The sequence below is a fragment of the Streptomyces chengmaiensis genome, assembly GCF_029846775.1.
GTDB classification, from domain to species: Bacteria; Actinomycetota; Actinomycetes; order Streptomycetales; family Streptomycetaceae; genus Streptomyces; species Streptomyces chengmaiensis.
In genome coordinates this window covers 1-14,800 of record NZ_JARWBG010000087.1, presented here as the reverse complement: position 1 = coordinate 14,800, position 14,800 = coordinate 1, and the positions used below count along the sequence as shown (strand labels likewise).

The window sequence follows — 14,800 nt, the reverse complement described above, 5'->3', positions numbered from 1 at the left end:
GGTCCTATCCGGGGTGGATGTCGATGGCGGAGAGAAGCTCCTGCTGGGTGGGGTGGAGGGCGTTCCAGCGGGTGCGTTGCTGCTCGGCCCATCGCTGGAGGGTGGGGGAGTGGTCCTGGCCGGCGTAGTGGTGCAACTTGGCTTGCTGGTAGGCGCGTTGCCATGTGTGGGGCCAAGGCGGGCACCACCAGGGGTCGAGGTTGTCAAGGGCGTGAGCGGTGGTGGGGGAGAGGCGGCCTTGCCGGGCGGCGCGGCGTTTTTGTGTCAGCCAGTCGCCCAGCGCGAAGTCGTCGTGGCGGGTGTCTTTGCTGCAGGCGAGGTGGCCGTTCAGGGTGGCGTAGGTGCGGGCGTGGGCGAGTCCGGGGCTTGTGGGGTAGACGCGGATGGTCCGGCGGCGGCCGGTGGGGGTGATGCCCAGGTCGGTCAGGAGCTGTTGCTGTTGGGGGCGTAGATGTGTCCAGGCGGTGTGTTGTGCTCTGATCCAGCTTCTTACGTCGGCCGGGACACCGTGGGGGCGGCTTTGTGTGGTGCGGGCGCGGGTGTAGGCGCGTTGCCAAGCCAGGTCCCAGGGTGGGTTCCACCACGGGTCGATCGCGGTGAGGGCCTGGTGGCGGGCGTTGGGGGTGGTCTCGCGTCGGGCTTGTTGGCGTTGGTCGTTGAGCCAGCGTCCGAGGGGGAAGCCGTCGTGGACGGTGGAGTAAGCCACGGCCAGGGTGTGGTGGGCGGCGGCGTAGGCGCGGGCGTGCGCGAGCGCGGTTTCGGCGTACGGGGTAAGGGGCCGGGTGTGGGCAGCTTCGCGGGTGAGGCCGATGCCGGCGAGGAGTCGCTGCTGGCCAGGATGGAGGTCGTCGTAGTGGTTGCACTGCTGGCGTAGCCAGGTGCGCTGGGCGGGGGCGAAGCTGCGGAAGTGGTGGTCGGCGTCGAGCCGGTGGCCGGCTTCGACCTGGTCGTGGATGTGCTGCCAGGTGCGCTGCCACGCCAGGGTCCAGGGCGGGCACCACCAGGGATCGATCCTGGCCAGCGCTTTCGCCGCGGCAGACAGAAGGGCGCCCCGGTGGGCGTCGGTACGGGCGTGCTGGCGTTGCCGGCGCAGCCACCGCCCGAGCTGGAATCCGTCGTGGACGGTGTCGATCGCGGCGGCGAGGGTTCGGTGCGTCGCGTGGTAGGAGTGCGCGTAGCCGAGACCGACGGCGAAGTCGGCCTCGCGCTCGGCGGGCCGTGCGGCGGCGCCGCGGGCCCGGTCCGCGGTCAGCCCGATGTGGGCGAGGAGGTCCTGCTGGTCGGGCTGGAGGGTGTCGTACTGGGCGCACTGGGTGGTCAGCCACGTGGCCAGCGCGCTGCTGGTGCCGGCGAACCCGGCCGCGGCGTCCAGGACGTGACCGTCTTGGACGTGGGTGCGTGCCTGGTGCCAGGAGCGCTGCCATTCCAGCGTCCAGGGAGGGTTCCACCAGGGGTCGATCGCCGACAGCGCCAGCGCCCGGGGCGAGGGGGTGCCGTGGCGGTTCTGGTAGGCGCGGTCTTTGCTGCGCTGGTTGGCCAGCCACTGTCCCAACTTCAGTCCGTCCTGGACGGTGTCGGTGGTTGCGGTCACCAGCGTGCCGTGGGTGTCGGCGAAGGCGCGGGCGCAGGCGAGGGCGCGCTGGAAGTGGGTGGCCATGTGCTTGCGGCGGGGCCGGGCCGCCTGTACGGCCTCGGGGGTGAGGCCGATGTCGGCCAGGAGGCGCTGTTGTGCGGGGTGCAGGTCGTCGTAGCCGGTGCACTGGTTGTAGAGCCATTCGCCCAGGCCGAAGCTGGTGGTGGCGAAGCCGTGTTCGGGTCGCAGGGGCCCGTGGGCGCGGGTGTGGTCGCGGGCCTGGTAGTAGAAGCGCTGCCACATCACTGTCCACGGCGGCCGCCACCACGGATCCAGTGCCTCGAGCGCGGCGACGTGTTCGGGCGGCATCGCAGGGAATTTCCGGTGATTCGACAGCCACCGGCCCAGGGCGAAGCCGTTGAAGCGGCTGTGGATCGGGGCGGCGAGGTGGCCGTGGACGGCGGCGTAGGCGCGGGCGTGCGCCAGACCGGTGGTGAACGCTTGATCCGACCTGTGCCGAAGTCCCAGGTGAAGCCGCGCCCTGCCCTCTGCCTCCTCCAACTTGTGGGCAGCGTCACGGTAAGCCTGTAGTTCGCGGGCGATGGGGCGGGGCCGGTGCGCCATGTGCAGTGTCCACAGCCGGTCCGCGCCGCCCTCGTCCGCGTTGTCCCGTACGCAGTGCTGCACCCAGAGCAGCAAAGGACCGGCCGAGGTCGAGGCGACCCGCTCGGCAAGCCACGGCCGCCCCGTGACCCGCGCCAGTTCGCCGACCAGACCAGGCACGTGAGCGAGCGTGTGGGGCAGATGCCCGCCGGTGTCGGCGAGCAGCTGCTGTCGGGTGCGGTCGTCGGTGAGGAGGGAGGTGAGGGCGACGGTCTCCGGGTAGGTGACCGCGTCTCTGGCCAGCAGCCGCCACCAGCCGGGATCGGTGCCCGGCGGCGCGAGTCGCAGTGCCCGGCGAGGCCACTGCTCTTCTTCGGGCCACTGCTGCGCCCACCAGGAGACGGCCACGGCATGCGCGACCTCGAACGCGCGGGCGGCCTCCGGCCGATGGCGCAGCAGATCCAGATGCCGCCAGTGCGCTGTGACCATCTCCGGCAGCCCCGTCAGGTCGACCTGTTCGGTGTCGGCTGGTGCGCCGTCGATCCAGTGGGTGCCGAGCATCCAGCGCCGGTGGCGCGGGCAGATGCGGGTGTGCGGTTTCAGGTACAGCCGGGCGGGCTTGGTCCGTCCGGTGCGTGCGGCCGTGCACAGTCGGCAGCCTTCTCCTGCGGAGGGCACTACGCTCCCGAAGCGGAACCGCCCGGCCGCGCCCGCCCCCTCCGGGGAGACGGGCTCTTGGGCGGTCCAGGCGGGCAGGGCCCGCTGAAGGATTTCCTCGGGTACGCGGCTGAAAGTGGAGATGCGGGCGCGGGCTTCGGCGTTGAGGTAGACCTCGCCGTCCGTGCGGTAGCCCTTGAACAGGCCTCCGCCGGTCTGGAGGAGTGCCGGGATGAGGTCTCTGACGCCGAGCCGGTAGCGGTCGGCCAGGCGGTCCAGGTACGACAGGTTGGTCTCGCCCTGCAGCGGCGCGAGCCGCACCGGCCCCGGACGTGCCGCAGCCGTACGCGGCGGCTGCGGCTGTGGTGGAAGAAAGTCGTGCATGAGGGAGCAGAGGTCGTTCCTGGAGGGTTCGGATGTGCTGACATCCGGGCAGCGGCCAAAAGGGGGATCGGGACGGACGGTTGAGGCGGACGCCGCGGGTCAGGGCTGGCGTTGCGAGGGCGTCCGGTGGCGGTGTGGTGCCCGGGCCCGTTGTTCGGCTGCGGTGTCGAGTTCGATCTGTTCGAGTAGTTTCTTGGTGATCTTCTCGGTGCTGTCCAGCAGCGATACGAGGGCGGCTTCGCGGATGAGGTGGGAGAGGCTGCCCATGCGGCCGCCGGTGCGGGCGTGGAGGTAGGCGGCGTGCGTGAGCAGGGTGCCGGGCCGGTGGTGGCGTAGTCGCAGGGCGCTGTCCATGCTGTGCACCAGGTCGTGCCAGATCTGCTTGTCCGCGGCGCTGCCGTAGCGCAGGGGCTGGTTGCGCACGATTTTGAAGCGGCCGGCGAGCTGGGAGCCGCGTACGCCGGTCAGCAGGGGTGAGGATTCGACGTCGATGCCGGAGTAGACGAAGGTGGCCGGGATCCGCTCGCCGAGGTATTTCAGCTGGTCGGAGGTCTCGGCGCCGGCTCGGCTGCGGGTGTCCATCAGGTGTACGTCGTCGACGAGGACCAGCTGGGTGCTCAGTTCGCACAGCAGCTCGCACACGGCGTTGGTGATCTGGATCTGGTTCATGCGTTCCAGGGCGGGCAGGCCGAGGAAGCGGGCGAACTCGCTGATGAGCATCTTCGGGGTGGAGGACGGCGGCACGGTGATGAACAGGACCGGCAGCCGTCCGTCCTGGTTGGGGTGGCGGCGGCGGTCGGCGAGTTCGACGGTGCGCCCGAGCTGCTGCATGGCGGTGGTCTTCCCGGTGGTGGCCGGCCCGGAGATGATCAGTCCGCGCCGGGCTCCGCCCTGCTGACCGCGGTTGAGTAGCAGCAGGCGGCGTACTGCGATGGAGATGGTGTCCATGGCGGGGGTCTTAAGCACCACGAACCGTGCGTGGTAGTCCTCCCGCTGCTCCAGCGTCCATTCCTGGTCGCCGGCGTCCCGTGCCGGTGCGTGGGGCGTGTCGACGAACTGCTGCCATCCGTCCCACGTGGTCAGCGGACTGAAAGTGCTCGTGGTGGCGGGCTGGGCCGCTGTCACCATGCCTGGGCCTCCTGGTACGGGTCGTAGATGCGCAGGCCGCCCGCCCCGGCGGCGTCTAGCGTCTGCTCAGCGGCCTGGTCCCGGCCCGTTTCGGCCGACGGCCTGGATGCTTCGGCCCTATCCGCATGTCCTGCCGTGGCGTCCGGGCCGTCGGCGAGGGCGGCGAGAAGGTAGTCCTCGCCGTCCGGGTCGTCCTCGAGGTCGTCCAGGCTGTCGTCGGTGCCCCAGCCGTCGGCACCCTGAAGCGGGACGGTGAAGGAGCCGGGCAGCCCGAACGAGGCCCCCGGCGCGAGAGGCGCAGGCCACTGCTGCGGGGCGGTGGCGAGGGAGGGGTCGGTCATCTGCGCGGCCGCCTGGGCCCGGGCGGCTACCGTCCGCTCTCGCCTGCTGCCCAGTCCCTGGCTGGCACGGCGCAGCAGCTCATCGAGTGCCTGGGCGATCGCCGCCTCGTGCTCTTCACGGCCATGCCGGCGCTGGACGGTGCGGCGGACGTGGTCGAAGGTGAATGCGGTGAACGGGCGCCTGACCGCCTCCGCGTGGACCCACGGCACCTCGAGCCATCCCTCGGGCAGGCGCACCCACACCCGGTTCGGGTCGTAGGGGTTGTGGTGGACCTCCCACCGTCCGTTCTTGTCCGCCCGCGGTGAGCGGCGGCGCCGGTAGGGGTTCAGGCCGGGATGGTCGTAGGTGCGGTAGCCGAAGCGGATGCCGTAGTCGTTGACGGCCTGCCACCGAAGAGGCAGCAGCTCGACGTAGTCGTCGGCGGACAAGGGCACCGGTACATGCCCCGTCACCGCCACCAAAGCTGCCCACATCTCGTTCGGGGAGACGGCGACCTTCGGCATCATCGGGTGCCGCAGCGCCTCGTGCCGGCGCCCCTGCCACCCGCAGATGACCCACTCGTCCAGCAGTTCCTGAAGCTGCGCCAGGCTCCAGCAGGCATCCTCTTCCGCGGCCGCGCCCCGCTGGGAGACGTCCGAGCCGGTGTGGCCGGGCAGATACTGGCTGAACCCGTCGGCAATCGCGCGGAAGGTCCGCTCCACGTTCCCCTTCGCCGGGCCGTTCGCCGGCGGCACCGGCTGCACCGAGATCCCCAGGCTCTCGCACGCCGAGACGAACGAAGCCGACACGTACACCCGGCCCTGGTCCACCACCACCGTCTCCGGCATGATCACCGGTCGGGCAGCAGCCTGCTCCAGCCGCGCGTCCAACGCGATCAGCCGCTCGTAGGGGATGACGGACCGCTGCATGGACAGCACCTTGTCCCAGCCCGGCCGCATCGCCGTCGGCACCACCATCTGCGCCAGCAGCATCGCCGCGTCCACCGACGTCGTGCCCACCGGCCGCACCACCGCGGCGCAGATACTGCGGGTGGCCACGTCCAGCGCGATACACAGTTCAAGACGGCCGGTCACACCGTCGTCCAGCACCGCCAGGACATCCAGCGGCGTGCTGTCCAGCATCACCAGCTCACCCGGCCGCAGTGCCACCGTCGGCGTGAACGGAGGCACCGGCCGCGACGCATGCCACCGCCGCTGCGCCGCAGTCCCCAAAAGGCCCTGTCCGTCGGCCACCGCGTGCACCAGCCGGTTGAACGTCGACGCCGGCGGCAGGGCCACCGCCCCGGCGCCGTACTCCTCCTCCAGCAGCCACCCCACCCGGCGGCGCAGCCGCACCAGCGTGCCCGTCGACCGCTCCCGCTGCCCCTCCAGCACCTTCCTGACTGCCGCGACCACCCGCTCATCGGCCCGCCCCACCGCCGACCGCTCCCGCACCGCCCGGCCGTCCACCAGCCCCCACAAGCCCTCGCTGCGGTAGCGCGCCCGCATCCGGCGCACCGTCGCCGCACTCGCCGCCCAGCCCGCCGCCGTCAACTCCTCGGCCTTCGCCCGCTCCCGCTGCGCCAGGCTCCGTACCGCCGGATCGAACTGCTCACGCGGGGCGCCCTGCCCGACCCTGTCCGGGAAGCCGGTCTCCACCTCCCGCACATGCCGCTGCCACGCCAGAGCCCGCTCCCGCACCTGTTCCGGCAGCGCTTCCAGCAGCCCGAACGGCGGCACCCTCCCCGGCGCCGGTCCGCCTTCCACCTCGAAGGACGGATGAGCGAACAGGTAGGGCAGCAGCACGACCGCCGAGGCGCCCTCGTCGGTCACCAGCGTGGCCCGTGCGCCTTCCAGCATGGCGAGCGTCCATACCCGTCCGTCGTAGCGAAGGCGCGCCCCGACCTCGATAACCGACTGCGTCACGCCGCGGCCTCCTGCCGTGCGACCGAGACGACGGCACGCTCGTGCAGCGGTTCGTCCAGCCGCACCCGCAGCACACCGCCCCACAGCGCGTGAAAGACCGCGGGCCACACGGCGATCGGGTCACCCAGCTCACACACCGCCTCCACCGCCGGCCGCGGACTGCCGAAGGCCTCCAGCAGAGCCGGCATCCACGGCCCTGCGGCGTACCGGGGATGCCGGTAACCCGCCAGCCACCGCACGTTGGCCACCAACACCGGATCCGGCGGCCCCGCGAGCCGGTAGGACCAGCCCGCTGCCTTGGCGGCAGCCGCCACAACCCGTGCCCGCGCCGCCAGCCCGGCAGAGGGGGCGCTGCGTCCCGCGCAGTCGAGCAACAGGCCGCTGCCGTCCTGCAGCCTGGCCATCAGCTGCGGCGCATGACCGACAGCCTTGCCGTCCTCACGCCACACCAGCTCCACCGGCCGACAGGCCAGCGCCACCACCGCCGGATCCCGGTCCAGCAGCATCAACTCGGTCCGCATGACACCGGACCCGTACGCCACCAGCTGCCCGGTTGTCGACGACCACCACCAGCCCGGAGCCACACGCCGCCCGTACCGGACGGGAAAAGGCCGCACCGCAGGAGAGTCCTCGAAGGGGACGTCCTGCGCAGCCTCAAGCCACGGGACCTGACGCGAGCACCCCAGAGGGTCTCGAAAGCGCACATCGATCAGGCTGGCGTCTACGGCTGGAGCGCCTTCACGTCGCACAGCACCACCCGTACTGTGCGGCTCGGGGATGCGGCACCCCGCCCCGAGGTACCGCGGACGATGCGGCCTCCTGGCTGCTGTCGATGATCACGTACTCCACACAACGCCATGCCTGACCTGCCGCGCAGGAGAACCGGCCGGTAACCGCAACATCGGTGCAACCGCCGGACGTTGGGCTGCGCGGGGCACCCAGAGTGCCGGGCGGGGGGCACCGGTGTCAGTGCAGAGTTCTGCACTTTCACCCCGCCGCGCCGCACCCTGTCGGGCAACGGCTCGCCGGACGCCAACCGGCCGCAATGCCCGCGCCGCCATTCGGCTGCCGCCGGTCGTGTCAGTCCTCGCCCTCATCCGCGGCGAGCACCTCGGCCAGCTCCTGGGCGGGCAGGCGGGACCACGCGGCGACCTCCTCCAGTGCCACCCCGGCGGCGACCGCTGCGGTGGCGGTGTGTACGAGGGCCTGGTCGATCAGGGCGGCACTGTGGCTGAGGCGCTCCAGCAGGGTGCGGGCCACCTCGGCGGTGGTGCCGCTGTGCACGCCGCGCAGCTCCACCAGCTGTTCACGCGCCTCGTCGACCAACTGCGTGATAGGGAACCGCTGTTCGGCGCTCACCGTGGCCCGCCACCGGGTCCCCGAGCCGCCCGCCTGCTGCTCTGCCGCCAGGACGCGCAGCTGGCCGGCCATCGTGGCGGGCTGCTGTTCCCGCTTCAGCCGCCACGGATCCTCCCGCCACCCCGGCGGCCCCGTCTCGTGGCGGCGGGCGCGCACGATCGCACCCCTCCAGTCGTTCAGCGGGCTGCCGTGGTCAGCCGCAAGCTCGGGTCCCAGCCATGTGCGGCCTACCAGCTCGCCCAGCCGGTGACAGAACGCATCGTCGGCGCCCCGCGCCCGAGGCTGCATCCCGCCGCTTGCCCGCCAGGCCACCTCGGCCATGGCTGGCCCCAGCAGCGCCTGTGCCACGGCCGTCACCTCCGGGAAGATCGCCGGGCCCCGGCCGACGATCCGCCACCACTCAAGCCGTGATCCCGCGTTGCCGCCCGCCAAGTGGTGCAGACGGCGCGGCCAGACCTCCTCCTGCTCCCACCAGCGGGCCACCACCGCATGCGCCAGTGTGAACGCCTGCTGCGGCTCCACCCCGGCGCGCACCGCACGCCGTGCCACGCCCGGCCACCGCCGCTGCGCGGCCACCACCTCCGGCAGCAGGCGCAGATCGAGGTGTTCCAGCGGCTGGTCGGCGTCCGCGTCCAGCAGCCAGCGCCCGTGCCGCAGGCAGACCCGCTGCCGGCGCGGCAGATACCGCACCGCCCGCAGCGCCTGCCCGGTGCGCCGCGCTGTGCACAGCCGGCAGCCGAACGCTGCTTCCCCCGCCACCGCGGCCGCCGCCCGCCACCGTGCCTGCGCCAGGGAGGCGTCCCGGCTGTTGCTGATCTTGGGATCGTCCACGGTGAACGACGGAAGAGCGCGCACCAGCACCGCCGGTTCCACCCCGCACAGCTCGGCGAGGACACCCCGCCCGGCCCCGTTCAGGACGACCTCCGCATCTGCCCTCACACCGCCGCCATCGTGCCGGCTGGGGGAGTTGCGGCACGTCCACAGCCGCATCACGCTGCTGGCTGTGAGACCGTAGCGGGCAGCCACCCGGCTGATCAGCGACGCGGTCAGCTCCCCGGCCAGCGGCACGGTTCGCAACACCCCTGCAGCCACACCTCACCCCCGATGCCTTCTTCGGCTCGCACAGTGACCGGGGCAGCCTCCTGCCCCGGTCGGCGTTTGGTCAGTAGTCGAGGTCGAGGTAGTCGATGTCGTTGAGAGTGACGTCGGAGAGTCCCATGGCGCGGGCTCCGCCGTCCTGGAAGTACACGTCCTTGAATCCTTCGGCGATGATCTGGCGCATCTGCTGGTCGCTGGCTCCGGCGTCGCGGGCGTCGAAGAGGCGCTGCGCGTAGGTGGGGGGAAGGTGGACGGTGAGGCGGCGGAAGCGTCCGTCGTCCGTCGTGCCGATCGGCGCGGTGTAGCCGAAGCGGGCCCTTGTCTCCACGGTGATCCCGCGTGTGGTGGCGGCCTGCTTCTGCCGGCGTTTGCGTACCTGTGGCTGCCAGCGGGCCCGTACGGCCGCGTCGATCCGTTCGGCGATGGCCTGGGGCGGGTGCTTGCGTTCGCCTTTGCGGTAGCGCTCCACCGACCGCTGGCTGACCCCGATCTCCTGGGCAACGGCTTTGGTCGTCTTGAGCTGCTTCATCAGGAAGTTGATGCGGGCCTGGAGGGTCTTGGGCGGCTGGCGGGTGAAGGCTTCCCGGTCGGCGCGTTCGATGGCGTCGTCGATCTCTCCCACAGCGCCTACTCGCCTTCGTCCAGGACGGCGTCGCCGCCCTTGATGTGGCGGGCGGGGTTGTACCCCTGTTCCATGAGGTCGACCGCCCACAGCATCGACTGAACACCCTCCAGCTTCGCCAGGCCCGGTGTGGGCCCGAGGCGGAAGGCGCCGGGCTGCGGCTTGCCGGACGCGGCGTAGGGAAGGAAGTCCAGAGGGCTGTCGCCCGGTGAGGGGTAGACGACGCAGTCGGAGAGTACGGCGAGCGGATACAGGCCCGTCATCGTGGCCATGTTGCGCATCTTGCGGTGCATGTTGACGCGGGCCTTGCTGATGACGGCGGCGCGGATGTCGGGCCGCCAGGTGGGGCGCTGGAGGGCGGGCCAGCGTTCGCCCTCCTTGTAGTGCTTGCCCTGGGGGCGTTCGCGCAGTTTGCCGATGCCGCCCTTGACGGTGGCCTTGATGGCGGCGAGGACGGCGGCCAGGGCCGGGTCGACGTCCTTGTGCCGTTCCATCGCCGCGAGGAACTCGGTGTCGGAGAGCTCCCGGGTGACGCCGAGGTCGGCGAGGGTGTCGACGTAGGCGTTCTTGAGCCGGTCGTGCCACGGGTCTAGGTACGCGCCGGTTTCCCGCCGCAGGTACGCCTCGATGGGCTGGACGTTGTAGCCGAGTTCCTGGGCGTAGGCGACGGTGTGCGTCTGGTACCAGGCCGGTCCCGTGGGCCGGGTGCCGTCCGGCGTGAACGGTGAGGGCAGGCGCGGGTCCTGCTCGATGTGGCTCAGGTCGACCAGCCAGCTCCCGGGGATCTTGGGGTTGAACTTCGGGGCGTGGAAGTGGTCGGGGGCGGACAGGCCGACGACCAGGCGGGCCGCGGCGGCGAGGAAGGCGGTGTTGAGGTCCAGGCCGACCGCGAAGGGCAGCGTGCACTCCTCATCGGTGAGCAGGTCCACCGGCCGCACCCACTGGTATGCCTCCTCATCGAGGAAGCCACCGGTCCAGCCGGAGTCCACGACGACGGGGTGCTCAGCGGTGGCCTCCGGCGGCGCCGGGTCCATCGGCTCCGTCCCCAGCGAGCCCGGGTTGTAGGCGGACACCCAGTTCCCGGACTCCTCATCGCGCTCCGGCTTCGTCGGCGGGCGCAGCGCCGTCATCAGCTCCAGCCCGGACACGGCCGTCGATCCGCGCGGGGTGATGACCCGGGTGGCGTACACCCCCAGAACGCGGGCGATGTCGGCCGGCTCCATCTCGGTAACGCCGGGCCAGGCCCGCTCATCGAGGGCGTCCCAGGACAGGATTGCCAGCTGCACGCACTGCCGCTCCCGCCCCTGCACTTTGCGGTAGATCCTTGCCCACGGGCCGAACCCGCGCTGGGTGAGCCGCCACTTCGCTTTAACCACCTGCTTGACCACGGGATGGTCCTCGGGCAGGCGCAGGGAGCGACGCTGCTCGTGGCCTTCCAGGCGCTCGGGCAGCCCGAGCTTCACGGCAGCCGCGGCGGTGAGCACGATCAGCGGGTCGCTGTCCTTGCCGTACCGGTTGAGCTTCGGCGCACCGAGACCGGACTCACGCAGCGTCCACTCCACCAGCTCCACCACCGTGGTCGCCGGGCAGTCCAGCACGATCCCGTCGACGCCGTACGCGCAGCCGTCACCGTCCAGGACCGCGAGGGGCCCGTGCGGGAAGCGCGGGTCGGCTGCGGGCTGCGCCGCCTTCTTCGTGGCCGGCCGCCGCGATGTCGCAGCGGGCCGGAAGGCCGGGCGAGCCGACGCCGCAGCCGGAACGGCGGGAGCCTGAGGGGCATCTGCCGTCTCCACCCTGGACGCGGCCGGCTCGGCAGACGCCGCTCGCGCCGGAGCAGCTGCCGGGGCTGCACCGGGGGCGGGATACTTCGCCGCCCACCCCTTCAGCAGCCGCTGGTAGGCATCCAGCCGCGGAGACTTCGGCTCGCTGCGGCCGTTCTCCCAGTTCTTCACCGACTGGGTCGTCGTCTTCAACGCGGTGGCCAGGCGGGCCTGGGTGATGCCGGCAGCCTCACGCAGCCGGGCACGCTCCGCCGGAGGCGGCAGGTGCGGCTCCTCGTTCAACAGAGCGTCGACCGACGCGAACAACTCTTCCTCAGATGCCATGACCCCGCACCCTTACTCCAGGCCAGATTACTTAACCACAAACTTACCCCATTCTTTAACCTTTCAGGGCCCATTCCAGCCCCAGCGCGGCGAGTGCGGCGAGTTTGTCGGTGGTGAGCTTGGCGCGCCTGGTCTTGGTGTTCGACAGGAACACTCCGAGCTTGACCTCCGATCCGTCTTCGAGTCGCTCTACGTGGCCTCTGGGGACGGTCATCGAGCCCTCGCGGGCCTTGTACTGCGCGAGGGCTGCTACGCCCCGCTCGAAGGCGCTCAGAGGCGCTGTGGACGGTTTCGCGGGCTCCTCCGGCTTCGGGGCGTGCGGTGTGATGCCGAGCTGCTCCAGGCGTGCGCGCTGTCCGTCGGTCAGGGCCTGCCAGATCTCGGGCTTGCGCTGCCGGGCCAGCCATTTGCCGATGTCCATGCCGTGGACCGTGACGCCCGGCAGGACGTCGGCTCTGCCCTCTTCGTCGGCCACGAGCTCGCGCAGGGCTGCGTAGTGCCGCTGCCAATCGGCCGGCCACTCCGGGTTCCAGTCCTCGTCCACGGCCTCGAGCGCGGTCTTCCAGTCGGAGTGCCCGTCGAGGGCGCCTGGGCGGCGAAGGTTGGACAGCCATTGCCCGATCGGCCGGTCCAGTATCGTCGCGGTGCGGGGTGCGCAGAGTGTCCAGTGCTGGTCGTAGTAGGCCTTGGCGGCTTCCAGGTTCTCCTGGAAGCGTTCATCGGCCACGGACCACACCATGCCGAGCCGCTCCAGCCGCTGCGCGCGCTGCCCGCTCATTTCCCCGGCCGCGTAGGCCCGTCGCTGCTCCGCGACCCACTGCCCAAGGGGTGTCGCACCCTCCCGGTGCCCGTACGGCACCCGTGCGTTCCCGACCCGCTCGACGTACGCCTTCAGTTTCGCCCAGCCGCGAGCCCAGTCCTGGCGTTCGGTGTCGATCACGTTGAAGGAAACCCAGTCCGCGACCATCGCCGGATCCCTCGGGGCGGCAAAACGGAGCAGCAAGCGGGATTCCTCCTCGCCCTCTTCTGGCGCGACACCGACGTTCATGGACGGCTGCGCGACGTCTTTCTGAGGCTCCTGCGGGATCGCGAGCAGCTCGATGGCCTCTTCGTCGTGAGCCCGCAGACCTTCCAATACCTTCACCAACGGGCGATACGATCCGGAGGTGAACATGTCCTCCGGCTTTTCCCCGGGCTGGAGGAATACCGGCACGATCAAAGAGGCGAGTTTCCCTTGTCCAGGCTTCTGACGGAGCGCCCGGCCGATGGCCTGGACGATGTCGTGCGGAGCGCCCTTGGGGTCCAGCAGGGCGACGCTGTCCACGGCTCGGATGTCCACGCCCTCGCCCAGGACACGGCAGTTCGAGAGCACGGCCCGCCGCGCGGTGGACCCGAACCCTGCCAGGACCTCGCGCCGGTGCTCGGGGACGTGCTCGCCGCACAGCCAGTTCGCCCAGATCTTCGCCGGGTACTTCTCCGGCTCGCCTGCGTGCAGCTTCGCCGCGACGCGCTCCAGGCCCTCCGCGTAAGCCTGTGCCTCTATCGTCCGGTGGTGGAAGGTGATGCAGGTCTGGAGCCCGTGCTGCGCCATCGTGTGCAGGAGCGCGGCCTGGAGCGCCCCGAGGCGCTGCCCGCGGACTTCCTCGGTGTGCCGGTCCTCGCCCATCAGCCGCTCTGGGGTGACGACCGGGTCCTTCAGTTCCAGGACGATGATCTGGTACCGCGCCAGCAGCCCACGCGACACGGCCGACGCGAGCGAGAGCTTGTAGAGGACCGGCCCGAAGACCTTCTCGTCGTCCATGGAGGCCGCCATCTCGCGCGGCAGCGGGTCACGCACCCCCTCGGCAACCTCCCGGTTGAGGCGTTCCTCCCAGATCCGCGGAGTGGCCGTCAGGTACAGCCTGCGGTGCGACGGGATGACGCCCTGGTTGTGGACGTCGGCCCACGCCTTACCCATCGAGCCCGAAGTCCGGTGCGCCTCATCGACCACCGTCAGGTCCATCGGCGCCAACTGCTGCCCGTAGGCACCCTCGAAAGCCTCCGCCAGGACTCCCAGCGAGGCGTACGTCCCGAAGATGGTCACCGGCCCCTGCCCGTGCCACAGAGCCAACTGAACGGGGTTCGTGGTGGAGCGCACCTTCAGGCTCCACAACTCCGGGTCATCCTGGAGCGAGCACACCGCAACCGCCGGCCCCGCATGCCCAGCCGCGCGCCACGCCTGGACGGTCTGGGTCAGCAGATCCAGCGTCGGCACCAGCACGAGAATGCGGCCCTTGGGCACAAGACGCTTTGCCGACGCCGCCGCAATGATGGTCTTTCCCGTTCCACACGCGGCGTGCACCTGCCCGCGCAGGCCATTAACGGGAATGCCGCCCGGCGGGATATCGAGACCGCGCACAATGGCGGCAACGGCCTCGATCTGATGGTCACGCAGTTTCACGGCCATTCCCGTGTTCTCCTTTTCGCGGAATGTGGCGCGCAATCTGAAATGAAAGTCCGGCGCGGTGAGTGTGGCCGGAGGTGTGGTGTCTGATCCCAGACTCTACACAGCCAAGCCCCGTGATGCATCACCCATGTGCCATCTTCCCTCCCTGGGGTGATACATGACTGAAACTCGCCCGGATGCGGCGAGTTGCGGTGTATGCTGACGGGGTATTGATGAACATGTCGGGGCAACTTCGAGGGTGGGGAGGGGTTCGGGTGGAGCGCAGCGGAGCCCCTTACTGCGGTGGAGCCGACACCCCGTCAGGCCGCACTTCCGTTGCAGGGGTGAAGGCTGGGATTCCCAAGCCCTACACAGGCGCGAGCGTGATGCACTCCCCCTTGCCGCCAGCCCCGGCACCCGCGCTTGCGCGGGTGCTCGCAATTCGCGCTTGCGCGAATTGACACGCTTTTAGAATTCCGCTTGCGGAATTCAATTCCCGTGCTTGCGCGGGAATTTGGCGGAGTGTCAGCGGAGCAGCCCGAAGCGAAGCGGAGGGTGTCACTATGCAGCGCGCCAGCGCTGCATAGCCCGCTCCGCGGG

The 14,800-nt window shown here is 70.7% G+C and carries 8 protein-coding genes; all 8 read right to left on the bottom strand.

The genetic code is table 11. The features are described 5' to 3' along the window. Window positions 1-4: 4 nt before the first annotated feature. The 8 genes from QCN29_RS34875 to QCN29_RS34840 all read right to left on the bottom strand — a co-directional run bounded on the left by QCN29_RS34875 (window position 5) and on the right by QCN29_RS34840 (window position 14,221). The gene (locus tag QCN29_RS34875) at window positions 5-3,217 is read right to left on the bottom strand and encodes a helicase associated domain-containing protein (RefSeq protein WP_279933207.1); all 3,213 of its coding nucleotides are present in this window, start codon (window positions 3,215-3,217) and stop codon (window positions 5-7) included. 99 nt (window positions 3,218-3,316) lie between these two features. Then, the gene (locus QCN29_RS34870; RefSeq protein WP_279933206.1) at window positions 3,317-4,345 is read right to left on the bottom strand and encodes a TniB family NTP-binding protein; all 1,029 of its coding nucleotides are present in this window, start codon (window positions 4,343-4,345) and stop codon (window positions 3,317-3,319) included. Next, entirely contained in the window at window positions 4,339-6,591 is a 2,253-nt protein-coding gene (locus QCN29_RS34865; RefSeq protein WP_279933205.1) for a transposase family protein, read from the bottom strand. The genes QCN29_RS34870 and QCN29_RS34865 overlap by 7 nt, the downstream gene beginning before the upstream one ends. Next, entirely contained in the window at window positions 6,588-7,208 is a 621-nt protein-coding gene (locus QCN29_RS34860) for a TnsA-like heteromeric transposase endonuclease subunit (protein WP_398860598.1), read from the bottom strand. The genes QCN29_RS34865 and QCN29_RS34860 overlap by 4 nt, the downstream gene beginning before the upstream one ends. Before the next feature lie 463 nt (window positions 7,209-7,671). Beyond that, window positions 7,672-9,030: a DNA-binding protein gene (locus QCN29_RS34855; protein ID WP_279933203.1), complete on the bottom strand. Its 1,359-nt coding sequence runs from the start codon at window positions 9,028-9,030 to the stop codon at window positions 7,672-7,674. An 82-nt stretch (window positions 9,031-9,112) separates the two neighbouring features. Further along, on the bottom strand, window positions 9,113-9,670 hold the full coding sequence (gene tpg / locus QCN29_RS34850) for a telomere-protecting terminal protein Tpg (protein ID WP_279933202.1): 558 nt from the start codon (window positions 9,668-9,670) through the stop codon (window positions 9,113-9,115). Window positions 9,671-9,675: 5 nt separating this feature from the next. After that, window positions 9,676-11,775, bottom strand: a complete 2,100-nt coding sequence (gene tap, locus QCN29_RS34845) for a telomere-associated protein Tap (protein ID WP_279933200.1) — start codon at window positions 11,773-11,775, stop codon at window positions 9,676-9,678. A gap of 55 nt (window positions 11,776-11,830) precedes the next feature. Continuing rightward, window positions 11,831-14,221, bottom strand: a complete 2,391-nt coding sequence (locus QCN29_RS34840) for a DEAD/DEAH box helicase (protein ID WP_279933199.1) — start codon at window positions 14,219-14,221, stop codon at window positions 11,831-11,833. Window positions 14,222-14,800: the final 579 nt, after the last annotated feature.